The sequence below is a fragment of the uncultured Eudoraea sp. genome (assembly GCF_947490415.1).
Classification (GTDB): domain Bacteria; phylum Bacteroidota; class Bacteroidia; order Flavobacteriales; family Flavobacteriaceae; genus Eudoraea.
On sequence record NZ_CANLGX010000001.1, the window covers coordinates 748840 to 774266 of the forward strand.

The window sequence follows — 25427 nt, forward strand, 5'->3', positions numbered from 1 at the left end:
TAGGCGTGATATGCAATGATATGGGTCAGCGCAAGGATATTTCAGGATAGCAACCTTAGATGACTACCCTTACCATTGTTTTACCGAGAATGAGAACTACAAATTTAACTACAAGGGAAAGGTTGAGACTGAAGAGGACTCCCACGAAATGTTTTATCCTAATCGTTAAACTCAAAGAGTATATAGAGAAACCTAATAGAGGGGGTCTAATTACCATCGATGGCAGAACCTACCAACAAAATCACAAATAAACCACCTAAAACCATTAGTATCCATGCCCACCAGGGGATTCCTCCATTTTTCATTAATAGATTCGCTACCTCTTCCTTATCGATTGGAAATTTAACATCCTCCCCTGGATTGTCTTTTACCCCATAGAACTGTCCGTCTTCGTATACAATATACTTGTACTTGTAGGTGTCGTCATCAACCGTTATAATCTTGACCGCTTTCTCTTCTTGCGCAGCTTGTTTAAGGGTTACAGGGGTTTTGTAAGTAGCACAACTTTGGAATAAGATTAATGCAGATAAGATTAATGCAATGACCTTCAGACTTTTCTTCAACTTTTTCACCTCTTCTGAATTTCCAATAAAGCTATTGCCGGTAGGCGTGATGTGCAATGATATGGGTCAGCGCAAGGATATTTCAGTATAGCAATGTCCTTCTACAAACTGTCCTTTTCCTACTATCTCATCTGTCAAGGTTGTTCTTTACTTCCTCTCCGGATTCTTAATTTCTAGTCAAATAACCTTCAAAATATACTATTATTGGATCTGAATTAGTTATTCTTACATTTCTTATAAGCACATAAAGTCTTTCGTTTTCTGTTCCAAAGTTTTCAAACTCCAGTCCTTCTAAAACCCTGTCAGTCCCTATTAGAACTGCTACTGTAAATCCCATCTTGTATGAACTATTACCGGTGGGAATAAACGAAACATCTTCAGCTAGTCTATTGTCCCATAAAAAATCAACAAAATAAGTGTTTTCTCCGTTTGATGCGTTAGGAACAAATAATGAATTAAATGTGGTCATTTGTATTGCTGATCCTTGTATTACTTCATCTGTAGTCCAAACTCCATTCATATCAACAATATTGTCAGTGCTTTGGCCTTGACAATCTAATCCATTGTACTCCCCATCGCCATTAATATCTTCTTCAGGATCAGCAGCGCCGTTACCATTCAAATCCCAACAGCTAACACCGTCTTGTCCATCATAGATTTTCAAGACCTCAATAACTTCATCGGGAACATCCAATACCCCATTTCTGTTGTAATCTATTCCAATTAGAATTACAGTTTCATTTTCATAGCCTACAATAGTATTCCTGTAAGAATCAAATACAATACTGTAACCATCTTGACCATTTGACACTTCAAATGATTCAACTACTTCTCCTTCATCAAGTTCACCATTTCCATTAGTATCATGTCCAATGAAGATAATAGTACCCGTTGCGGTTACCTCGGTAGTAAATAGAACATTCAAGCCATCCTGACCGTCTTCGCCATCTACACCGTTACAAGTAACGATTTCTTCAAATTGAATACCATCTGCAAACAATGTAACGATAGAACCACCGTTAGGGCATTCTTCACTACCTACTTCTAGGTTAATAACCGTAGCTGTTATGCTTGCACCATCCTTACCATCTATGCCATCTTTACCATCAGCACCTGCTGTGCCTTCGATAATAGTTTCTTTTGTACAGGCTATAAAAATTAAAAATGTCAGGATATAAAGAGAAAAGCGCTTCATTTTAGATAAGTAGGTAAGGTTATAACTAGTCTAACGAGCAGAGTTGTTAAATATTGCTGGGGTTCCCTATTGATAGGTGAAACAGGTAAGCTATTCCCTTCTTCCTAATAAGACTCAAATTCATTTTTCAGTCCTTAAATAAGTATGCTTGAAATGGGGATAAATGTTAGGTACTTTTATTAAGTAATATCTTACTTTCGTTCCTTAACTATCTAACAACTGATAAATATGAAAGCAACAGTAATATTATCCATTCTGATTCTCCTTATTAGTTGTGGAGAAGTAGTTAAGAAGTCACCAGAAATGTCTCAAGCCAGAATAGACAGCTTAGAGACTATGATAACTGACCTAGATAGGGAGATAGGGATAATAAGTGATAATGCTGCTGACAGCCATCATCCTATCATCATCAAACTGACTGCTCTTAGGGATAGCCTTGAGGCACTCCTTCCATAATATTCTATTTGACATAGATATAAATATTATTAAATCAAACTTAATGCATTATAGGATCGGAAAAGGTCTATCCGCCATGTTTAATAATTCCTTACCTTAGGAAGAACAACCAATTGCTTCTTTTCTATGATTAAGTTCTTTAGAAAAATACGATACAACCTTATGGAAACAGGCAAAACAGCTAAATACCTTAAATACGCTATTGGCGAGATTGTATTAGTAGTCATTGGTATTTTAATAGCGCTGAGCGTAAATAATTGGGACCTAAATAGAATTGAACAGGTTAAAATTCGGGTGTATGCCAGGTTACTGATCCATGATTTGGAAGAAGATATAGCGATGTCAAAATTCTCCATGTATCAGGCAAATGAAGTATTAAATAGAATAGACAGTCTCGCCAGATATGTCCAAAATAAAAACATAGAAAACATCTCTAATCTAGATGTTCTGTGTTTATCATCCAATTTAAGTTACCGCCCTTTTTCATGGAATAGGGCTACCCTGGAAGAATTAAAAAGTTCCGGAAGTTTACAATCTATAAAAAATGATTCGCTAAAAATGAAGATTGCACAATATGATGCCTTTACCCATCATCTTGATCGGGATTATATCAACGACCTGGAGGCAAGAAATAATTGTGATCTATTAATTTCACAAGTAATTGATAAAAATTATTACAATATTAAAGAGCTATATAAAATGATGGCTCTTTTTGAAACGAAACCTCCTGATTTTGATTCGAAATATTACGAGCATAGTAAGTTATCGGGGTTCGATTTATTTGCAACCCCACAGTATGATAAGGCAAAAGCGGAGGGATTGCGCTTAATCACAAATGATATAAATAAAGTTCATATCGCTATAAACAGTATAATTTCATTACAAAGAGATTTTGAAATTAGAACCGTATATGAATTGCCAAAATTACATCATGATGCAGAAGAGCTAATTACTTTATTAAAAGAAGCATATTTGAATTAAAAATTGATTGCTGCATCACCTTCTAAGGCTCTCCTAAATATCCAAATCTTAATTGGAAATAATAATAATTCTTTATATCAAAGCAGAACAACTAAAGTCTTTTTTAAAATAGCATAGAATAGGCGCTTTAAAGGTTAATGACCTAATGGTTGAACCAATGAAAAGGTCGAAGCGACAACAGTATTTATAATATCAAAGAAGAAACTTGTCTGACCGTGAGTTGCAATTAAATTTACTTTATTCTCAAAAACTTCTAATTGAAACTATGGATAAAGTCAGAGGCAATACCAATACGTTAATTTGGTGGCTTATAGCAATTCCTATTATAATTGGTGCTATCATTTTTATGACAACCACAAACATTTAAATGATACTATACCAATACAAAATGCTTTCCGAAGATGAGCAGTACGACACTGCATTCTCTAAAGACAGGTTCTTGGAAATAGTAATCGGTTTGAAACTTTAATATATTATTTACTACCTTGGATAGGTAACCACCGACCACTACTACACATGATCAACTTCTTCCGTAAAATCCGTAAAAAAATGCTCACTGAAAACAAATTTAGTAAATATCTGCTTTATGCTATTGGAGAGATTATTTTGGTGGTTATTGGAATTTTAATAGCTCTATCTATTAATAATTGGAATGAGAATAAGAAAACTCAAAATCAGTTATCATTAATATTATATAACTTAATTGAGGATTTAAATGATGATTTGGAGTATTTGTATGATGAAGTTGAGCTTCATGAATTTAGGATTAGCTGTTTTCAATATCTTCTTGAAAAGTCAGACATTAAAAAATTTGAGTTTAATCGTTTACCCAAACAGAGCGATACCTGGTGGCAAGGCGCATATCCAGATACAATTAATCTTAAATATGCCGAGAAATGTGTTATGGCTTCCGTATATGATTATAACGTTAATATTCAGACTAGTTCCATCGATGAAATGAAAAATCTGGGGATTTTCTCAAACATAAAAAACAATGCGCTCAAAAAAGCCATTAATAAATATTATGGTTTTATGCCCCAAATTAGGCAGGATTGGAATCGAGATTTAATTACTGATTGGAGAAAATTCTTGCTGGAAAATTATGACATTATCCCATCGGAAGAGATTCTTTCTATGGTAAATCCTATTGAATTTGTTAAAGATAACAAGTCAGTATCAACAAGAATCAGAGCATTAGAAGGTCCTGCTCAATATAGATTTTATAATGTAAATATTGCGATCAATTTAGCGGAAGAAGTCATCCAGCTCATTAAGGAAGAAGTAAGTGCATCTGATACAGAATAATAAATAAAACGAAAGGCTGACAACATATATAAGCAATTAAAATGGCTCAGTTGGCCATTCGCTATATCGGATCGTTAGCGATAATCTGAAACCTATTCTATAAAGAAATGAAATGTTTTCCGAAAGCACACCTGTGGCTGATCCTACCCTTTGTAATTGCCGTTGGAGGTTTTTCATTTTCATATTGGTTTAAATTTTTAGATGTTCCCTTCAGGTATCATGTACACGGACTAACTGCAACTCTTTGGTATATAGTATTAATAATTCAACCTTATATCTATAACAAAAAGAACATCCAATTGCATAAAACCATTGGCAAGTTTAGTTTGATTATAGCAGGGGCAGTATTTGCATCATCGTTACTAATGTTACCCCATTTATTCTCATTGGGCCTCCCGCTTAGCCGTGTACGAACTATAATATTTCAAGACAGTTGGACAATTATTGGGTTTATAGTTTCTGTCTCTTTTGCAGTTAAACATTCCAAAAATAAAGCAGTTCATGGCCGATGGATGATTGTATCTGCATTTTGGCCACTCGGGCAAGCTCTTTTCAGACTCTTATATAACATTTTATCTAAATGGGAAATTGATATAAATTATCCTCTATTGAGTCAAGCCATGATTGTAGTAGCAGTGATTGTTCTGATGATTGATGACTATAAAAAAGAGAGTAAAATCTATTCTAGTTACAGTTTTGCCTTAATTTCTTTCATTTTGATATTTTCGCTATCTGGATATATGGCAGAAGCAGCTTGGTGGAGATATATTATTGAAGCTCTCTTCAAAAATGAAATTACCTAACAATCACTAACAAGCGTTAGTCTTCATAATGACTCTCTACGAATACAAAATGCTTTCCGAAGATGAGCAGTACGATACTGTATTCTCTAAAGGCAAGTTCCTTGATATTGTTATAGAAGGCAATACTAAGTATGTCCTTTATGCTATAGATAATAATTCCTTACCTTAGGAAGAACAACCAACTACTTCCTTCCTATGATAAAATTCTTTCGGAAAATTAGACAAAATTTGATTTCGGAAGGAAAGAATGGAAAGTACTTTAAATACGCCATTGGAGAAATTGTCCTCGTCGTTATTGGGATTCTAATCGCATTAAGCATAAACAATTGGAATGAGGAACGTAAAGCAACAAAAAGAGAAAAGTTATTCCTAAAAGAATTCAAAACATCAATAAATAGAGATCTTTTTAATTTCGATAAACAATATGGCCCTCGTCTTGAAAGGAAAAAAAAGGGACTGGACAGTCTTTTTCATTATATACAATACGGCAATGATATTCATAATTCTCTTTTTATAAAATTTTATAATAATATGCGTCAAAGCATCAGGTTAGGACATGATAGTGGACCTTATGAAGCACTAAAATCTTCGGGATTGGATTATATAAGAAACGATTCATTAAGAACAGCCATCAATAGAACTTATACCTTGCTACCCTTCTTTCAATATTTTTCACATCAAATAGATGCTGAAAATAATCCTAGGATATCTGAATTAGAGTATAAAATCTTAAATCTCAAGACCTTTGAACCACAAGATGATAGAAAGTATCTTGAACTTGTTGTCAAAGTAGATAAAATTATCGCCAATCAAGATTTTCTTTGGATTTATAATTTGGAACAACAAAAATATAACAGTTATATATTTCGCTTGGGGACGATGAAAGCTGCCTTGAATGAGTTAAAAACTCAGATTGAAAAAGAGTTAAAAAAATAACGAAAGCACAACAATGGCTATAAGTAATTGCTTGGTAAAGTGCTATCCCTTACAACTAATCATAACCGATACCATTAACTAAGTTTCCTAGAAATCCTCTCCATCACCTCACTAATCCGCTTCTGAACTACCTTCCCATAATATTCTTGGGTTATCTTCATACTAGAATGCCCTAATAATTCACTTACTATTTCCATACTGCACTAGCTCATTCATTTCACCCAATATCTTTACGGTTCATAGAGTCTTTTAAAAAAGTAAAAATCGATGAGAAGTACATATTTACGGTATCTGTTCGATGAAGTTCACCTTGTCGAAAGATTATTAAAGTTGATCTGATATCTTTTGAGAAAACGTCAAACAGTTGGAATTTAGTCCTAGTATAACCCACAAATCTAATGTTATGAAAACAATTTTACTTATTAAAAATATTTACAGGGAAGCCTTTATAAATTTGGGGCATTTCCTCACGAAGAACTTCTTCGAGGCATTTGCATGGTTCACTTTTGGTATGTTCGCTGTGGTAGTCTATGCCTTTGTGTTCAGGCTCATCACAGGTTTTCCGTTTGATTAAATCATACTAAATAAAAGTTATCAAGAACTTAAAGTTTGTTGATCTTCTAAAAACGATTGGAGGCGTAATGATATTCTATATAGTTTTATTGTTTTCAGTTTTGATTTTTGGGATTTAAACGGAGCTATTTGTTTGCCATAATTTTCATTCCGTTCCGTAAGGATGCTCGCAGGTTCATCCGATATTTTTATCCTCTTATTTTAAGCCAATAAGACCCCTTATCTGATTATAAGGATAGGGGCTTTTATTTATCATTTCACCTTTTTTGATATCCTTTCCATCTCCTCACTCACCCTTTTCTGGATTTCTTTACCCTAATACTCCTGGGTTATCTTCATGCTGAAATGCCCTAACAACTTACTCACTATTTCCATTGGAACGTCATTGTAAAGCAGTAGGGTGGATGCAAAGATCTTTCTAGCCATGTGTAATTATTCATTACCTTAGGAAGAACAACCAACTACTTACTTTCCCATGATTAATTTCTTTAGAAAAATTAGACTAAACTTACTCGTGGAAAACAATACTGGAAAATATTTCAAATATGCTATTGGAGAAATAGCCTTGGTTGTAATCGGGATTTTAATTGCTTTAGGTATTAATAATTGGAACTCAAATCGGATACAAAGACAAAGAGAGAGTCTTCTTTTAAGTGAACTTAACAAAGAGTTTAAATCTAATAAAATTCAATTAGATTCTGTATTGACAAAACATAAATATTCGATGAAATCTGTAGAGTATCTAATGTCAAGGCTTCCTATAAAAAATTTAAAAATAGAAAATTTAGATTCACTCTCTTATCACATTTATCATTTGGGTACATTCTATACGTTTAACCCTTCAGGAGGTGTAATTAATTCCTTAATGAACAGTTCCACAATCAACATAATTACTAATAATGAATTACGGAAATTTATTATAGGTTGGAACGATGTGCTTTTAGATTATCAAGAAGAAGAAATATTGGCTCGTGACAATTATATTAATCATCTAAAACATTTTGAAAAAAAACATTTTAATTACAATAGTAATTATTATAAATACTTAAATGACCCTAGAATAGATTTAAGTATTCTGCAAACTTTGGAATTTGACAATTATGTACAAGACAGGCGATTTGATTTGGATAATATTTTAAATAATTCTTACGGTGAATTAGATGCTATAATAAATACCATAGATAAGATCATTGAACTATCAGAAGCTAAAAAATAATGATTAAGTTCATTAGAAGTAATAACCAGAGCACAACACCAGCTATAAGTAATTGCTTGTTCTTGCATACTTTGCAAATTCCTGCGGAATTTCCAACTTTGTGTGTACTTGCAAGGTTAAGTGATATCCCGATAGCTATCGGGACACGCAACTACTCATAGCCGAGAACGTTGGTATCCATTGTCGCATATTTAATAAAACTTAATTCATGCATAAAATTATATTTATAATCATTCTACTTTTTTGTTGGTCAACATCTTATTCCCAAAGTACTACAAAACCTCAAGTGCTTATTATCACTACTGGGGGCACAATAGCTAGCAAAACTAATGCTCCATCAATTGAAGGTCATGATCTTATACAAGCAGTACCTGAACTAAGCAATTATGCAACTATTGAAGTTGATGAGTTTGTAAATATTGGATCTTCAAAGATGACCCCGTTACTTTGGCTACAACTCGTTAAGCATATTAGGGATGCCCTAAATTCTAACCCAGAAATTAAGTCCATAGTTATTACCCATGGTACTGACACAATGGAGGAAACAGCATTCTTTCTGAATTTAACCCATCAAAGCAAAGTGCCAATTGTTTTAGTCGGCTCAATGAGATCATCTAATGAAGTCTCTGCTGATGGACCCGCTAATTTAATCAATGCGGTCAGAGTGGGCATATCTCCCGAAGCAATTGGTAAAGGAGTTATGGTAGTAATGAATGACAACATCAGCGCGGGGAGAGATTTGTTGAAGATGAATAATAGAAGAGTAGATGCATTTCCTTCTACTGACCTAGGATTTATTGGGTTTTGTGATCCAGAAAAAGTGACTTTTTATCGTTCCCCTATTAAACCTCACACTTCTGAAAGTGAATTTAATATTTATAACTTAGATAGTTTGCCTAAAGTGGACATAGTTCAGGATTTTGCTGGATTTGATTCAAAGATTCTAACTTATTTCACCAATCGATATAATCAAGGATTGGTAATAAGCTCGTTTGCTGGAGGTCGACTTAGCAATGGGTTTAGTGAGATATACAATTTGCCTGCAACTCATAAACCAATTGTAATTTCTTCTAGCATCAAAGGGGGCAGAATAATGGGGTCTAATCCTGAAGGTACACCAATTATTATCGCGAATGATTTACCGTCAAATAAGGCAAGGATACTACTGATGTTATCTCTCACCATTACGAGTAAGATTAATGAAATTCAGGACTACTTTAATAAATATTAAATTATTGCGAATAAACGAGAGTAAAAAAGACCACCAACAATGGCTATAATTCATAGCTGCCCTCCCCTAAATTGAAAATACTTACTTTTATAAGGCTTGATTTCTAGATCGAAAAATCCTAACGGATTTCCCGCTACGAAATCATAGCCGAACCGTTGGCGGTAATCCGAATAAAATCAAATTATGAATAAGACTTCCCTGTTAATCATTATAATATCTCTGGGTGCCGGAGTAATTATTGAAAATCAGTTTGATATATTTCCTAATTTCCTCAGCGAAGAAGACCAAAATGTTGAAATCAGAGAAGCTCCAAAATGGAGCGATGAATTTAAAATTGTGGAAATTAAATCCCCCATAGATGAAACGCTGCAATCCGCCTATTTTTACAAAACTAAATCGCCTGACCCACAACCCCTAGTAGTCAGTCTCCACACATGGAGCAATGATTACACTCAGTACGATTCAATTAATGAATTCTCACTTGAAAAAGATTATAACTATATCCACCCAAATTTTAGAGGTGTAAACAATACTAAAGATGCCTGTTGCAGTGAACTGGTAATATCAGACATTGATGCTTCAATAGATTTTGCTCTTGAAAATGCAAACGTAGATACAACAAGAATATATGTAATTGGGATGAGCGGAGGCGGGTATGCAACTTTAGCAATGTTTATGAAATCGAAACATAAAATTAAAAAATTCTCGTCCTGGGTTCCTCTGGTGGATTTGATTCAGTGGTATGATGAAACCAAAATCCTCAAGCTTAAATATGCTCCTGAAATTCTTGTTTGTACCCAATCTAAAGACGACGTATTAAATGAGGAAATTGCAAGGCAGAAATCACCAATATTCTGGAAAACACCTGTTGATAAGTTGACTTATTCAACATTAGAAATATCAACAGGTATCTATGATGGCATGATTGGGAATGGTGTTATTCCAATTACACATTCTATTAACTTCTATAATAAATTACTTACAGATCTCGGCCTGACTGATAGTACTAAGTATGTTTCAGATACCGAAAAATTAGCACTTCTTGAATTCAGAAAACCATTGGGTGATTTTGGACAGATTTCAGGAAGAGAAGTAATGCTTCTTAAGGAAACGAATAATATAAAACTAACATTATTTGAAGGAGGCCATGAAATACTCACAAAATACGCTTTTGAAGAATTAATAAAATAGCTACTGCCAACAAAAGATAAAATGCATTAAAACCCACTACTAATAAATGATAAAATTCTTTAGAAAAATTAGACAAAATATGATTAAAGAAAATAAAGCCAGCAAGTATATGCTTTATGCCATTGGTGAGATTGTACTAGTAGTTATTGGGATATTAATAGCATTGAGTATTAATAATTGGAATGAATCAAGAATAGATAGAAAACTGGAAACCGCAATTTTGAAGCAACTCCGCTCTGAATTTAAAAGCAATCTTAAGCAATTGGATGAAAAAATTGGCATCAGAGATTATATGATGAACTCGGCCATTCAATTATTAGCAAATATTGATAATCCCTATATCAGAAATGTAGATAGTATAGAAATGCATTTGGCAAAAACAGTCCCATATACAACTTTTGATCCTATAATTAACGACTTAGCTACCTCAGGAAATTTAAGGTTGATTAGAAATGATAGCTTGAAACGGCTGCTCTCTAGATGGACCAGTGAAATTGTACAGGTTACTGAAGGTGAACAAACTTGGGCTAAATACAGAAATGAAATCTATATTCCATTTTTGATTAAGAATTATCAGGTAAGAACACTACGCAACAAGGCAATGAAAACAGGTATTCTATATACATTTTTGATTGACCAAGAAAATAGGGTTTCAGAAATAAAAGATATAGGAAACTCAAAACACTTTTCTGATTTTAATATACTTTTAGATAATCCTGATTACGAAGATCATTTAGTAAGATGTATTGCAACTAATAGAAATACACAACAACAGTCTTTTATATTAAGAGACCGCATTGTTGGAATATTGGAATTATTAAATAATGAAATAAACTAGAAGGAAGTACAAACAATAAATATGTTATTTATAAAAATGCCAAAATAACCAAAGGCTAACAACTTGTATAATTCATTGCTTAGTCATTTAAGAGTCTCTCGAGGATTTTTGCCGAAATCTCAAACACTCCCCCCTTTTGTTAACTTAGTACGCAATCACAACGAAATCATACACGAACAAGTTATCTAAGTTTTCTAGAAATCCTTTCCATCTCCACACTAACCCTTTTCTGCACAACTCTACCATAATACTCTTGAGTAATCTGAATACTAGAATGCCCTTATAATTCCTTACCTTGGGAGGAACAACCAACCACCAACTAAATGATAAAATTCTTCAGAAAAATTCGCTACGACCTTATGGAGAAAAACAAAACTGGAAAGTATTTGAAATATGCCATTGGGGAGATAATTTTGGTAGTGATCGGAATTCTTATTGCCCTTCAAATTAATAACTGGAATCAGCAACGTATTCAGAATAAAAATGAGCAACTGGCTTTAAAAAATTTGAAGCAAGATTTTGAGTATAATTATAGGACTTTGGATAGTATTTTAACCGAAACCAAAAATAATATAGAAACGCAATTTCTTATTCTAAATCATACAGGTAATAAGCCAAATACCATGACAAGGGCTGACTTTAATGCCTCACTCAATGATTTAAATGATATAAATGAATTTTATCAAAGAAATGGTTACTTGGATGATCTAGTTAACTCTGGAAACTTGGGAATTATTCAAAATCAAAATTTAAGAAATAAGTTGTCTTCTTGGAATCCGGTATTTGATTTCATCAAATCTCGCGAAAAAGAACTCGAGACTGCAAGAGATAGATTAACTCTTATGATAATAGAAAAAGGCAGTTGGTTAAATGCCGATGCTGTTTCGACAGCTCAAACTGTTAAAGATAATACATTCCCAAATTCTGGTTTTGATATTGATAATAGAAATCTATTAGATGAACTTGCCTTTGAAAACAATACAGAGAACATTATTTATCAAAATGACAAGCTAACACGAAGCCATGAAAAGGGTTTATCATTAATTGCTCAAATTCTAGAATTATTCGATAAGGAAATTATAAAGGAATAACGAAAGCACAACAATGGCTATAAGTAATTGCTTGGTAAAGTGCTATCCCTTACTACTAATCATAACCGACCATTAACTAAGTTTCCTAGAAATCCTCTCCATCACCTCACTAACCCTCTTGTGAACTACCTTGCCATAATACTCCTGGGTAATCTAGATGCCAGAACACTCTAACATTTACCTTCAAATCAATTATTTTAATAAATTAGTAGAAACAACCACTACCGCACATGATCAACTTCTTTAGACGGATACGCAAAAAACTCGCAGACGACAACAAGCCTTTAAAATACATGAGGTATGCTATTGGGGAGATTGTATTGGTGGTAATTGGGATACTGATTGCCTTGCAGATAAATAATTGGAATGAAAACCGCCAGATTCAAAATCAGGTTAATCTGCAATTAAAAAATTTGAAAACTGCAATTCAATCTGATATTGAATCACATGACAGGGTTCTTGGGATGGAAGGGTTTAGATTTCATGCCATTAAGTATATATTAGAAATGGCTGGTGAAACAGTTAGATTATATGATTACCACTATGATGAATTTCCTAACCAACCGCGGATTTTGTGGAAAAAACCTATTCCTAAGGGTTGGGATAAAGCATATTTTGATGCATGTTTTTCAGCGATCGATTTGGGCACAGTAGGGTCGTTTATAAATGATAAAGCCATTATAGAATTTGGTAATTCGGGTCTGTATTCTGCTTTGAATAACCCACAATTAAAATCGATAATTAACGAATACTATCTTAATGCAGAAATGTGGTTTTCTGGCATATTGTGGGATAATAATCTAGAAATAACAATGAAAACTAAAGATTTATTAGAGAATCAGTATCTGATTGATCTTAGAAGGATGAGTGATATAGAAGATCCTATTAGACTTATTAGAGAAAACAAACTTATTATAATCAGGTTAAATACCTTATTAGATAAGGTTTCTTTGACTTGTGAAACACTTGTTAATAGCCGGAAAAGGGCTGAACAGGTCATGTTGGCAATAGATCAGGAATTAAAAGAATAACGATTGTGCAACAATGGCTATAATTCATTGTGGCATTATTCAAAAAACAAAAATAGAAACCACCAAACGGCCTGATTTCATAAGTGGAAAAGTCTACTACGTTTCCCACAACGAAATCATAGCCTGGGCGTTATGCACAATTAGATGTAACAAATCAACCTACAAACAGTCATACTATAAAGTGATGTTATGAAAAGAATATTATCTACTTTATTATTGTTGCCAATTTTCGTTGCCAATTATACTACGGCACAAAATACAAACACATCAAACGGTTCTGACCCTTATAAAATATATTATGACCCTAACGATTCCATAGACGCCAAAAGAATAAACCGGTGGTTGGAAGAAGGACGACAAGAGGTAATTAGTTTTTTTGGTAAAGATTATCCAAGATATTTTGAGGTACACCTTTTTAGCGACAGAGACAGTCTTGACAAGCAATGGCAAAAAGATTGGAATATGCCTGAATTTAAATCCCAGTGCTGGATGGTCGCTAGTGGCATAGGTCATAGGTTGGATATTTTATCCCCCAGAACATGGGGACATCAAGCATGTGAACATGATATTTTGGATACTTTAGCTACCAAGAAAATAATAATTCATGAAATGATTCATGTTTTTCATGGGCAACAGAATCCATCACCAACTTTTGAAAATATTGATAATATAGACTGGTTTGTGGAAGGTATTGCCGTTTATGCTTCAGGACAACTTGATGAAAAAAGATACAAAGACGCTCGAGATTTTATCATTAAAAATGGAGGTCCCGATATGCTCTCCGATATTTGGAAAGGAGAAAATAGGTATGGTCTTGCTGGATCCATCGCCCAATATATAGATGATAATTATGGAAGATTTATTTTGGTTTATTTGCTTGGATTAACAACAGCTGATGAAATACTAAATTACCTTAAAATATCTGAAGAACAGCTTATTCTAGATTGGAAAAATAGTGTTATACTAAACGAATCCGTGCAAAACAAAAAATAAACGGCATTAAAACGACCGTTTATTCAAAACGTTAGTTGGAAATCTTCTTCATCTCCTCACTTATCCTCTTCTGAACTATCTTCCCATAATACTCCTGAGTAATTATTATGCTTGAATGCCATAACATTTCCCATCAAATCAATTATTTAAGTAAATTAGTAGGAACAACCACTAACTTATGTTCCGCTTCTTCCGACAAATACGTCAAAGACTCCTGACTGAAAAACCGCCTGCCGGACGGGCAGGTAAATTCAGCAAGTACCTGCTGTATGCGGTTGGGGAGATTTTGCTGGTGGTCATTGGGATTTTAATTGCCCTGCAGGTAAATAATTGGAATGAGTCAAGAAGAAAAGATTATTTATTCAGGGATTCAATGGAGCAAATTCTTCTTGGCCTTAAATCTGATGTTAATGAACTTGTGAGCATATCCAAAGGACTCACTAATCAAATAAAACTAATAGATATTGTCCTGATTCAACCAGATACATTTAGCCTAATCCAACGTCCCTTTGCCTTGCATTATATCATGTGGGATTATCATGGAGTTAAGTTAAATACGGAAACCGAATATTTTATACAAAACCTGACTTATAACCCTGAAAATAAACAGCAAAAAACTTTGGCAAAGGGTTTAACAGATTACGTAATACGCATTAAAGGGTTCGAATCGGATATCGATATTGATTTCAATGATATTTTGTATCAGCATGGTCTTCCTAGGGCACTAATAACCCCTTATAATGGTCAGGAGCTGGTAGTTACCGATTCTACGTTTTACACGAAAGATCATATGAAAACAGCAACAGAGCTGATTCATTCAATTGAAATCAAAAACACCCTGAAAACTATAAAAACAAAGTCTCAATACGACTTGGCAACTATAGTTGGCCTGATCCAGAACTCTGAATCCTTAATAGCTGGAATAAAAGCTTTATATCCCGAAATAGGGGCAATGTATAACTAACATGAATACACGATAAAAAGAATTAAAGTGCTTCTGGTAGCGATTGAGAGGTCATAGACAAATTTTTATTCCCGCTCACTTATCCTCTAATCCCGTTGTGGAACTTTAGTTTCTAAGAAATCCTTTCCCTCTCCTCACCCACTCTTTTCTGAACAACCTTACCATAATATTCCTGGGTGATTTTAATACTTGAATGTCCTAAAAACTGAACTAAATCTCCTTTGGCACATTGCTATACTTATCCAGGCAATGTCCTTCTTTAAACTGTCCTTAGCCTATGATCTCATCCTGTTCTATATCCCAAATAACCTCAACAAAAAACTTATCCAAGGCATATAGGACAAACTTAGATTTACCTTCTATAACAATATCAAGGAACCTACCTTTGGCAAATACAGTGTCATACTGCTCATCCTCTGTTAGTATTTTGTATTCATAGAGAGTCATCGTCCTAAATTAGAAATGTAGAGTGCAACTATAATGCAAAATAGGAATGATTTAAAACAAATTAATTATTAATTTCATATCCCAAAGAATATTACTAAAAAAGATGTACGGATTTACTGTTTTATGTAAAATCGGGGGTCTAAAGATGTGTGTTACATCTATATAAATAAGTTGTAAGTCAATAAAAGAGCAGTATAATGAATTATGAAATAATTATTAATTCTATAGCAAGTATAGGAGTTATCTTATCTGTCATCTTTCTTGCATATCAAATAAAGAAAAACACACAAGCTTCGAGGGCTAATTATTATGATTCTCTGAATAAAACCAATATGGAGTTTCTTAGACAGCTAGTAGAAAATAGAGAACTTGGAGAATTGCTTGAAAAAGCGACATCCAATTGGGATAATTTAAATGAAGACGATAAGCGAACTTCTAATTATTTATTTATTCAGCTTTTTAGACATTGGGAAAATATGTTCTATCAACATAAACTGTCTGTATTGGATAAACAACTTTGGACAAACCACTTGAATACTATGATTGGATATTTTCATCACGACGGAACGCAAGAATGGTGGCTTAAGCGTAAAATGGCATTTGCAAAAGATTTTAGAGATTTTCTTGAAAAAACTGAAAAGCCAAAGCAAATTTATCCTACAATTAAGGATTTAACAATCAAAAACAAATAACGACTTACAACAAAGTATATAAAAAATTGCTGCTTTTAACTTAACCAAAGTTTGTTGCTTTGTTTACTAGCTTCTGATTTTCCTTCGGAAAATCCTCGCACACAAACACGCAACTTTCCATATACATAAACGTTGTATGCAATTTCTTAAAAATCTATTTGTTCTAGAATTTCAAAATAGATTAGAATTATATCAAGGGTATGCTACAATCCTTTAGGCTCGACTAATTATTTTTTGTTAAATTAGAGTCATTATAAGGGATTAAAAATATGTTTGATTCGTACAAACACTTTTTGGAAACTCCTGATTATAACAAAATAATTGGAGAGGATTATTTAATAGTAGAGTTTAAATGTCCTATTAAGGAAGAACTTTTTACTGCATGGTCGGAATGTCATAGTGTTGTATATGTATTAAGTGGTCAAAAAAAATGGATAACCCCAGAAGCTGAATATCTGGTAAAAGAAAATCAATCAATTTTTGTAAGAAAAGGCGCTTTTAAAAACCAACAGTATTTTGAAGATGGTTTTTGTGTGCTGATGTTTTTTATGAAAGACGACTTTATTAAAAGGTGTATTAAAGAAGATATTAATAGGGAAACTACAGGTTTAAAAAAAATAAATCATCCAGATTTTGTTTATAGAATTAATGTTTCTGAAAGTTTAAATACTTTATACCTCTCTTTTTTTTCATATTTAAAGAAAGGTGAAAAAATTCCTGAGAAAATCATGGAATTAAAGTTCAGAGAAATGCTTTTAAACATCTGTACTAACCATAACAATTCAGATATTAAAAACGTACTTTATACACTGTCTCAAAATGTAAATGGTGGGATTGAACAAATAATGGAAGAGCAATATATATATAATTTAAAAGTTGATGAATTTGCAAGATTATGTGGCAAAAGTATATCTTCATTTAAAAGAGAATTTAAAAAGATATACCTAACAACTCCTGGGAAATGGTTACTCACTAAGCGCTTACATTTAGCTCGTAACCTCATCTTAAATACAGACTTTACAATTCAACAAATATGTTATGATTGTGGGTTCGAAAGTGATTCTCACTTTATTAGATCTTTTAAAAATCAATTTGGCATGACTCCCAACCAATGGAGAAGTTCAAAAAAATCTTCAATTCTGTTAAATTAAAGAGGGTTGTAAATTAACCCTCTTTAATAATTCCTTTTTTAACTTTTCGTTGCCTGTCCTTTTTTTGAGATATATCCCAATTTTCTCCTTTTAAGTATACAAATATAGTATGGATAATCATTGTAGTTCCACTAAATAAAGATCCAGAAAATAAATAGGTAAAAAATACATTCAAAAAAGAAGGAAACATTTCATTTTCAACATTTACTGGACCTCCAATAATAAATGAAACTAACACTCCTACCCAAAAAGGAAGACATTGCATGCAACTTGTTAAGTATTTCCAAAAATTTGGACTTATTTTCTCAGCTATATCTCTTAATGGTTCAAATATTTTGCTTATAGTAACTATAGCTGATATTCCATAAACTATTAATATAATAATTAAAAATTCCATGATTTTGTCTTTATATTTAGTCTTAAAAATTATAAGCTGTTAGACATCTAGCTAAGTCATTTGCAACTTCATCCAAGCTGAATGACCTCCTTCTAAATTGCACACATTTTTGACACCTTTTTCTTGGGCTTTAATAGCTGCCATATATGACATTACTCCTCCAGTACAACAAAATAAAAATGGTCCATCACAGTTAAAAATATCATTATCTTCTTCAATACTTTTGTCAATTGAATCAAAAGGAATATTAATTGCTCCAGGAATACTACCTTGTGTTTCAATGCCTTTTGAATTCCTTACATCAATAATTGTATAACTATTTTCAGCAATAATAGTATCTAAGCCATCAACAGTTATTTGCTCAATGATTTCTTTATACGTTTTATCTTTTTGAATGATCATAATTGAATATTTAAATTAAAGTGATATTACCTCTGCTCCTTCTAATATCAATTGATGTAAGGCCCCAGAGCCAATCATTTCCACTTCATCAATTAAGTTGTCAACGGAATAGCCTCTAACTGCTGCACAAGGAGGACAAACCATTATTCTACATTTGTTATTTACAACTGCATCAATCATCTCTTTCATTGTTGGGTCTTTCGGGTTTAAATGGACATTATCTGCCGCTCCTTTTCTAACCCAATCAACTCCTGAACTAACTAAAAAAATACTTACATCTAATCCAGAATTAATGCCTCCATTTGCGATGCTCCAAGCTACAGATGCTCTTTCATCATCTAAACCGTAACTTATTAATACTACTACTTTCTTTTTTGTACTCATGATTAATTTATTTAAATGATTAATAATTATTTTGATATGGCAAATGTATGAGCGATTCTAAGGACCAAATTGATTCAAAAGTTCAAAAAATAGACCTCAAGGTTCAAATGGAGAGAAAGACTAAAAAAACATTATAATATTAGAATTAGAAGCAAAATTATTCGAAGAATAAAGACGGCTTCTTTCAGTCAATGATGAAATATTAAAATGACTTTAAACAGCATACAACAACTTGTATAATTAATTGCGTCTGAAATTCCGAAAGTAATTTCCTCGCTGCTGAATAATGGGTTTTTGTTTATTTGCTATCTTAGACTAATTGCAACGAAACCATACAAGAACACGTTAGCCTTCATTACTACTTCGCTAAAAAAGCTATGTAGCAGAAACTATGACCAACCAATAACCAATGATCAAATTCTTTAGAAAAATTCGCTACGACCTTATGGAAAAAAACAAAACTGGAAAGTATTTTAAATATGCGATTGGTGAAATTGTACTTGTTGTTATTGGAATATTAATCGCACTGAGTATAAATAATTGGAATGAAGAGAGAAAGAATATCCTAAATGAGTCTCAATTAGTAAAAAATATTGTTGAAGATCTAAGGTTAGATTCAGAGCATATCAATCAGTCTTTAAACGAATTAACAAATCAATTATATATTATAGACCATTTGATTGCCAAGGTTCTTAACAGTGAAAATGAATTAAATTATGACTCAACAGAACTTGTCCGATATTCATCGGATTTCAGGCCAATAACTCAACAAAACCATGCTGAATCTGTAAGCAACTTGAAAAATGAATCCAATAGGGAGCTACTTCAAAACTATTTTTTAATGGAAGATCGGGTAAGTGACATTTTCTTGGAATACGAAGACATTATTCATAACCAAATTAGACCATATTTACGTGATGTTGGTATGCACAATCTTAAATCATTATATGAAGCCCAACCTGGTAAATTACCGCTGAATTTTCTTAAACCTCAGATACTTGATCAACATTTGGGAAATATTAAATTTCAACAGCTTCTCTTCGAACGGCGGCTTAAAACAGAAAGCTTTAAAACATCCTTGACTGAACTAAATATAGAAAATATGGAGCTTATTAATATTCTTAATAAAAACAGCAAATAACGAAAGCACAACAATGGCTATAAGTAATTGCTACCTATTTCCTACTCCATCTTTATTAAGAAAGACCAAGCACTGCCACATCTGTGATTCTCCTTAATGTGTACATATAATGATGTGCCATATAGCTTCCAAGCCCCAACCAACTTTGGGCTTAATCTAAATAAATTATCTTAGTTTGCAAAAGTGTGATACAGTGCATAATGTGCTATATTCAATTGTTAGAAATAATCTTATGAACCGTTTTAAAATTATTGCCCTTATAAGCTATTGTCTTACAATAGGAAGCCATGTCATTTTAGCTCAAACCTATGCAAGAAATGGCATGGTTGTATCAAGTAGCAAAATCGCATCCGAAGTAGGAATCGAAATTCTAAAAAAAGGAGGGAACGCTATTGACGCTTCTGTGGCAACGGCCTTCGCATTGGCTGTCACGCATCCAACTGCTGGGAATATTGGAGGCGGGGGATTTTTGGTCTTCATGGATTCTTCTGGAACTACTACTACAATTGATTTTCGGGAAAAAGCTCCGATGAATGCATCTTCGGATATGTTTCTTGATGAAGCCGGGAACCTTCCCAAAGGAATAAACCTTTACGGAAGGGAATCAACAAGTAATCACATCGGTCTGAACTCAGTAGGTGTACCTGGGACGGTAGCGGGCCTTTATCTGGCTCATGAAAAATACGGGCATTTACCCTGGGCGGATTTGGTTCAACCGGCAATTGACCTGGCAAATAATGGTTTTGAACTCACATGGAGCCTTGCACGTGCTGCAATCTATCTCGATACCAACTCCAAAATTCAATTTATAAAAGATTATTTCAGAAAGGACAATGGTAAGCTTATATCTTTTGGGGAAGTTTGGAAGCAACCCGAACTGGCCAATACATTATCAGAAATCCGGGACAAGGGTCATGACGGTTTCTATAAGGGAGGAGTAGCAAAGGAAATTGCCCGTTATATGAAGGAAAATGGAGGGATAATAACGAAAAAAGACCTTCAGAAATACTCAGCTGTGGAAAGAAAACCTATAAAAGGGACCTACAAAGGCTATGACATATACTCCATGCCACCTCCCAGTTCTGGAGGGGTAGCACTTGTTGAAATGATGAATCTTATGGAATTAGCAGACCTGGATTCCATTGAATTCAATTCTACCGAATATGTCCATTTACTTACGGAGGTAATGAGAAGAGCTTATGCGGACAGGGCAGAACATTTAGGAGATCCTGATTTTAATCTGAATACTCCTATAAATAAATTGACTTCAAAAAAATTTGCCAAAAAGCGTTTTGAAAATATTGATTGGTCAAAAGCATCGCCAAGTGACTCGACAAAATTCGGACAAATTTATGATGGCAGCAGCACCACTCACTTTTCTGTGGTTGATAAAAACAGTAACGCCGTTTCTTTGACTTACACTTTAGAACGTAGCTATGGCTCTGGAATGGGGTCTCCCAAACTTGGCTTTATATTCAATAATGAAATGGGGGATTTCAACCCAATACCCAATGAAACTACAAGTTCCGGACTGATAGGAACAAATCCAAATATCATTCAACCGGAAAAAAGAATGCTATCAAGTATGACCCCTACGATCGTCGCTAAAGACGGAAAACCGTACCTTGTTATAGGGAGTCCGGGTGGAAAAACCATTATTAATACCGTTTTTCAAACGGTATTGAATGTCCTGGAGTATGATATGCAAATAGATAAGGCTATAGAAGCAATGAAAATTAATCATGAGTGGTTACCCAATATAATTGAATACGAAGAACACCTGCTATCTCCTGACACAAAGAGAAATCTTGAACTCATGGGCCATCAGTTGATCCCTGTATCGTCTTTAGGTGCCTTAATGGGGATTGTAATTGATCCGAAGAATACTATTCTGATTGGAGCATCCGATTCATCCAGACCTGAGGGAGCTGCAATTGGTTATTAACTATTTCTAACATTGTATAACCTGCATTAAAAACCAGGTTATACTAAACATTAACTAAATTTTTTTTGAAATCCTTTCCATCTCCTCGCTAACCCTCTTCTGAACAATCTTCCCTTGGTGCTTTTGGGTAATTTAATACTTAAAAGTCCTGACAATTCACTTACTATCTCCATTGTAACGCCCATATAAAGCAACATAATGGACGAAATGGTATATCTGCCATATTTAATAATTCCTTATCTTAGGAAGAACAACTAACCGCTTCCTTATAATGATCAATTTCTATCGTAAAATCCGTAAGACACGTGCAGACGAGAACAAAGCTTTAAAATACATAAGACACCTAATTACAAATAGGCTTCTATTAAACCTAGTTTGGGGCTTCCTCTTTGTGATACTCTCGGGCTGTAATCAAAGTTATGACAAAGGATCCGTTGAACATATAAAAGCGGTTACCCATGCAGTAGACTATGACCGGTTACTAAATGCAGACAAAACCCCGGAGGATTGGCTCTCTTATGGCAGAAACTACAGTGAAGACCGCTTTAGTCCATTAACTCAGATTACGAAATTAAACATAGACAGTCTGGGCTTGGCCTGGACTTTAAATCTTGGCACTACCAAAGGGTTTGAAGCAACACCTTTGGTGGTAGATGGCATAATGTATGTAAGTGGCCCGTGGAGCATTGTATATGCTGTTGATGTCAGAAAAGGAGAACTTATCTGGACTTATGATCCCAAAGTGCCCGGCAAATATGGGGAAATAGCCTGTTGTGATGTAGTTAATCGCGGGGTGGCACTGTATAAAGGCCTTGTTTATGTAGGAACATTAGATGGCAGGTTAGTTGCCATTAATGCCGTAACCGGTGAAAAGACCTGGGAGGTTTTAACTGTAGATCAAAGTGAAAGTTATACCATTACCGGTGCACCAAGGGTGTTTGATGGAAAAGTAATCATTGGCAATAGTGGTGCTGAATATGGTGTCAGGGGTTATGTCACAGCCTATGATGCCTTAACAGGCCAACAAAGCTGGAGGTTTTACACCGTACCCGGAAATCCTGCAAATGGCTTTGAAAATGAAGCAATGCGCAAAGCCGCAGAAACATGGAGCGGTAAGTGGTGGGAATCCGGTGGTGGTGGAACTGCCTGGGATGCCTATGCCTATGATCCGGAACTCAAGTTAATTTATGTGGGAGTTGGGAATGGCACTTTATGGAATCAGTCATTAAGAAGTCCTCAGGGAGGTGATAACCTTTATCTTTCTTCCGTTGTTGCTCTTAATTCTGACGATGGAAGTCTGGAGTGGTATTATCAGACTACTCCCGGGGATAACTGGGACTATACAGCCACACAACACATGATCCTTGCGGAAATTGAGTTCAACAATCAACCCAGGAAGGTTTTGATGCAAGCGCCCAAAAATGGTTTCTTCTATGTACTGGATCGCACCGATGGAACCTTAATTTCTGCAGACCCCTATGTTTATACCAATTGGGCAAGCCATGTTGATATGGAAACTGGACGCCCTGTAGAAACCGATTACGGGAGATACAAAGAAGTTAATGCCCAGATATTTCCCGGCCCGGCCGGCGGGCATAACTGGCAGCCTATGGCGTACAATCCGGTTACGAATTTGGTTTACATTCCGGCTAGGGATCTGTCCATGATTTATGGTCAACCATTAAATTGGGAATACAAGGAAGATATCCGAACCTTCAATATTGCCCTTGGCGGAAATAAAAATGCCATTACCCGTATGGATTCCCTGGCTCCGGATGAAAAAGGGATGTTGATTGCATGGGATCCGATTAAGAAAAAAGAAGTATGGAAGGTACCACATAAATCTACCTGGAATGCCGGAGTCCTGAGCCTGGAAGATCTTGTATTTCAGGGAAATGCGGAAGGTTTCCTGGTTGCCTATGACGCAACAGACGGAACAGAGGAATGGCGTTTCAATGTGGGTTCAGGGGTTGTCGCTTCACCCATCTCTTATATGGTAGACGGCATACAATATATTACCATAATATCTGGCTGGGGTGGCGTTCTTGGCAGGTATGTACGATTTACTGATCAGCTATATCCCGGCACTATATATACCTTTGCATTAGGCAAAAATGAAGCTGCTCCTGTATACCCAACCATTAAAAAGGAATTAATTGATCTGGAGGTTACAGCTTCTATGGACAATATAGAACATGGGAAGCTGGTTTTTAACCAATATTGCAACCGGTGTCATGGCCCGCCTGGAAGTGGTGGGGGTGCTTATCCGGATATTGCGTATTCAGAAAGAGCAATATTTGGGATGTTTTCCCAAATTGTGGGAGAAGGAGCATTTCTTACCAAGGGCATGCCTAATTTTGGGGATCGGTTAGATGAAAGTCAGATAACTAATGTTAGGAACTATATCATCCATGCCGCCAAGGTTTTAAGAAATGGTAAAAAGGAGGAGGATGAAACGGTGCGCAACAATCACTAACTGCACGAACAATCATTACTTTTCATACTATTGTGATCTAATAGGCAATTATGGTATGGCCTATTTAAGCAGCTTGAATAACTTCTGTTCTATCTGACATTACCATAAAAACTAAGACAGGCATTTAAAGAATACCTGTCTTAGTTATTTAAAAGTCAGAACCGTATATTATGCCATTTTAAATGGCTTTATCCTTTACCAGGCGCCCAGGAGTAACCGCAGGCCTGATCCTTTCAATTCTGCGCCTCCGTTACTTGCTCTTAATTCTTCCCGGGCTTTCTCCCGTGCTTTGAGGGCGTCCCCGTCTAGCAATTTATTTACTCCCCCAATGGCCGTCTTCATGTCTTTAAACCCAACCATTACCCAGCGGTTGTAGTTGCCCGTTCCCATTCCTACGCTGGGAGCACCCATGTTTACGAGAACGCCTGCCGGGTTATGTGCAGAATGGAATTTTTTATGTGCTGCATCAAAGGCTTCTGTATCTTTAACATCAAGGAAATACATCCTTTGGGCACGATAACGCACATTGGTTTCCCCAACTAAGGAAATATTCCTACCCATAGCAGAGCCGGACCCGTCCTTAATATGCTGGTTCAGGCGCGTTAAAAAAAGAGAGAAAGAGTCGTTAGGCCCCCCTCCGTACATATTTCCCAGGGCCTCCTGGGAGCCAGAAAAAACAATGGAATGGGTGGCATCGCCACCTGCAAAGTGGATTTCAAAAAGGCGCACAAAAACCCCCTCAGGCTTGTTCTTGGAATAATAGTCTTCCACCAAATTGTAAACGGTGGCCTGGTTCTGTGGTTCTACAACAAATGTATAAACCGTGTAATAGCTGTCCTGGGCGCTTACCGAAAAAGCGATAAACATTGCAAATACAAAAATAATTTTTTTCATAATTGGTTGATTTTTAGGATTAAGTCAATAAGGTAGTGAAAAATTGAACATTCTGAGGAAATTTCCGAACCTATTAGCCTAAGCCCGGTGTCTGATTTCAGAATCTTATAACCGGCCTGACTGTCAATTAA

The 25427-nt window shown here is 34.8% G+C and carries 27 protein-coding genes; 20 read left to right on the forward strand and 7 right to left on the reverse strand.

Annotated elements, in window-relative coordinates:
- Positions 1–206: 206 nt before the first annotated feature.
- Together Q0874_RS03335 and Q0874_RS03340 are read right to left on the reverse strand one after the other, a co-directional pair.
- On the reverse strand, positions 207–572 hold the full coding sequence (locus Q0874_RS03335) for a hypothetical protein (RefSeq protein WP_299159356.1): 366 nt from the start codon (positions 570–572) through the stop codon (positions 207–209).
- A 157-nt stretch (positions 573–729) separates the two neighbouring features.
- A complete protein-coding gene (locus Q0874_RS03340) occupies positions 730–1758 on the reverse strand; it encodes a hypothetical protein (protein ID WP_299159358.1) in 1029 nt (342 codons plus the stop codon).
- 228 nt (positions 1759–1986) lie between these two features.
- Between Q0874_RS03340 and Q0874_RS03345 the strand changes: the two genes are divergently transcribed.
- The 15 genes from Q0874_RS03345 (at position 1987) to Q0874_RS03415 (ending at position 15367) form a co-directional block, all read left to right on the forward strand.
- Entirely contained in the window at positions 1987–2214 is a 228-nt protein-coding gene (locus tag Q0874_RS03345) for a hypothetical protein (protein ID WP_299159360.1), read from the forward strand.
- Between the two features lie 162 nt (positions 2215–2376).
- On the forward strand, positions 2377–3195 hold the full coding sequence (locus Q0874_RS03350; RefSeq protein ID WP_299159362.1) for a DUF6090 family protein: 819 nt from the start codon (positions 2377–2379) through the stop codon (positions 3193–3195).
- Positions 3196–3711: 516 nt separating this feature from the next.
- Positions 3712–4500, forward strand: a complete 789-nt coding sequence (locus tag Q0874_RS03355; RefSeq protein WP_299159364.1) for a DUF6090 family protein — start codon at positions 3712–3714, stop codon at positions 4498–4500.
- 107 nt (positions 4501–4607) lie between these two features.
- Positions 4608–5303 (forward strand): hypothetical protein, encoded by a 696-nt coding sequence (locus tag Q0874_RS03360; RefSeq protein WP_299159367.1) that lies wholly within the window; start codon positions 4608–4610, stop codon positions 5301–5303.
- A gap of 28 nt (positions 5304–5331) precedes the next feature.
- Entirely contained in the window at positions 5332–5472 is a 141-nt protein-coding gene (locus tag Q0874_RS03365) for a hypothetical protein (protein WP_299159370.1), read from the forward strand.
- A gap of 26 nt (positions 5473–5498) precedes the next feature.
- Entirely contained in the window at positions 5499–6239 is a 741-nt protein-coding gene (locus Q0874_RS03370) for a DUF6090 family protein (RefSeq protein WP_299159371.1), read from the forward strand.
- 403 nt (positions 6240–6642) lie between these two features.
- A complete protein-coding gene (locus Q0874_RS03375) occupies positions 6643–6813 on the forward strand; it encodes a DUF6747 family protein (protein ID WP_299159373.1) in 171 nt (56 codons plus the stop codon).
- A 513-nt stretch (positions 6814–7326) separates the two neighbouring features.
- Complete coding sequence (locus tag Q0874_RS03380) at positions 7327–8028, forward strand: DUF6090 family protein (RefSeq protein ID WP_299159376.1); 702 nt, start codon at positions 7327–7329, stop codon at positions 8026–8028.
- Between the two features lie 208 nt (positions 8029–8236).
- Positions 8237–9259 (forward strand): asparaginase, encoded by a 1023-nt coding sequence (locus Q0874_RS03385; protein ID WP_299159378.1) that lies wholly within the window; start codon positions 8237–8239, stop codon positions 9257–9259.
- 183 nt (positions 9260–9442) lie between these two features.
- Positions 9443–10450: a prolyl oligopeptidase family serine peptidase gene (locus Q0874_RS03390; RefSeq protein ID WP_299159381.1), complete on the forward strand. Its 1008-nt coding sequence runs from the start codon at positions 9443–9445 to the stop codon at positions 10448–10450.
- Positions 10451–10529: 79 nt separating this feature from the next.
- Entirely contained in the window at positions 10530–11288 is a 759-nt protein-coding gene (locus tag Q0874_RS03395) for a DUF6090 family protein (protein ID WP_299159383.1), read from the forward strand.
- Between the two features lie 359 nt (positions 11289–11647).
- Entirely contained in the window at positions 11648–12379 is a 732-nt protein-coding gene (locus Q0874_RS03400) for a DUF6090 family protein (RefSeq protein ID WP_299159386.1), read from the forward strand.
- Between the two features lie 230 nt (positions 12380–12609).
- Complete coding sequence (locus tag Q0874_RS03405; protein ID WP_299159388.1) at positions 12610–13410, forward strand: DUF6090 family protein; 801 nt, start codon at positions 12610–12612, stop codon at positions 13408–13410.
- A gap of 189 nt (positions 13411–13599) precedes the next feature.
- On the forward strand, positions 13600–14403 hold the full coding sequence (locus Q0874_RS03410) for a hypothetical protein (protein ID WP_299159390.1): 804 nt from the start codon (positions 13600–13602) through the stop codon (positions 14401–14403).
- Between the two features lie 178 nt (positions 14404–14581).
- Positions 14582–15367, forward strand: coding sequence for a DUF6090 family protein (locus Q0874_RS03415; RefSeq protein ID WP_299159392.1), 786 nt, complete (start codon positions 14582–14584; stop codon positions 15365–15367).
- A 270-nt stretch (positions 15368–15637) separates the two neighbouring features.
- Here Q0874_RS03415 and Q0874_RS03420 read toward each other — a convergent pair whose 3' ends face one another.
- On the reverse strand, positions 15638–15814 hold the full coding sequence (locus Q0874_RS03420; RefSeq protein WP_299159395.1) for a hypothetical protein: 177 nt from the start codon (positions 15812–15814) through the stop codon (positions 15638–15640).
- A gap of 197 nt (positions 15815–16011) precedes the next feature.
- Here Q0874_RS03420 and Q0874_RS03425 point away from each other — a divergent pair, with 197 nt between their 5' ends.
- Positions 16012–16506, forward strand: a complete 495-nt coding sequence (locus Q0874_RS03425) for a hypothetical protein (RefSeq protein WP_299159397.1) — start codon at positions 16012–16014, stop codon at positions 16504–16506.
- A 293-nt stretch (positions 16507–16799) separates the two neighbouring features.
- Positions 16800–17657 carry a helix-turn-helix domain-containing protein gene (locus Q0874_RS03430; protein ID WP_299159400.1) on the forward strand — a complete coding sequence of 286 codons (858 nt, stop codon included), beginning with the start codon at positions 16800–16802 and terminating at the stop codon, positions 17655–17657.
- A gap of 13 nt (positions 17658–17670) precedes the next feature.
- Here the strand turns inward: Q0874_RS03430 and Q0874_RS03435 are convergent, their stop codons facing one another.
- The 3 genes from Q0874_RS03435 to Q0874_RS03445 are packed head-to-tail and all read right to left on the reverse strand — an operon-like array spanning position 17671 to position 18840.
- Positions 17671–18054 carry a hypothetical protein gene (locus Q0874_RS03435; protein ID WP_299159403.1) on the reverse strand — a complete coding sequence of 128 codons (384 nt, stop codon included), beginning with the start codon at positions 18052–18054 and terminating at the stop codon, positions 17671–17673.
- 51 nt (positions 18055–18105) lie between these two features.
- Positions 18106–18456 (reverse strand): rhodanese-like domain-containing protein, encoded by a 351-nt coding sequence (locus Q0874_RS03440; RefSeq protein WP_299159405.1) that lies wholly within the window; start codon positions 18454–18456, stop codon positions 18106–18108.
- 15 nt (positions 18457–18471) lie between these two features.
- On the reverse strand, positions 18472–18840 hold the full coding sequence (locus Q0874_RS03445) for a DsrE family protein (protein WP_299159408.1): 369 nt from the start codon (positions 18838–18840) through the stop codon (positions 18472–18474).
- A gap of 409 nt (positions 18841–19249) precedes the next feature.
- Here Q0874_RS03445 and Q0874_RS03450 point away from each other — a divergent pair, with 409 nt between their 5' ends.
- The 3 genes from Q0874_RS03450 (at position 19250) to Q0874_RS03460 (ending at position 24402) form a co-directional block, all read left to right on the forward strand.
- Complete coding sequence (locus Q0874_RS03450; protein ID WP_299159410.1) at positions 19250–19981, forward strand: DUF6090 family protein; 732 nt, start codon at positions 19250–19252, stop codon at positions 19979–19981.
- Positions 19982–20213: 232 nt separating this feature from the next.
- Positions 20214–21926, forward strand: coding sequence for a gamma-glutamyltransferase (gene ggt / locus Q0874_RS03455; protein ID WP_299159413.1), 1713 nt, complete (start codon positions 20214–20216; stop codon positions 21924–21926).
- Between the two features lie 271 nt (positions 21927–22197).
- Entirely contained in the window at positions 22198–24402 is a 2205-nt protein-coding gene (locus Q0874_RS03460; protein WP_299159415.1) for a PQQ-dependent dehydrogenase, methanol/ethanol family, read from the forward strand.
- Positions 24403–24597: 195 nt separating this feature from the next.
- Here Q0874_RS03460 and Q0874_RS03465 read toward each other — a convergent pair whose 3' ends face one another.
- Positions 24598–25296, reverse strand: a complete 699-nt coding sequence (locus Q0874_RS03465; RefSeq protein ID WP_299159418.1) for a hypothetical protein — start codon at positions 25294–25296, stop codon at positions 24598–24600.
- Positions 25297–25427 lie beyond the last annotated feature (131 nt).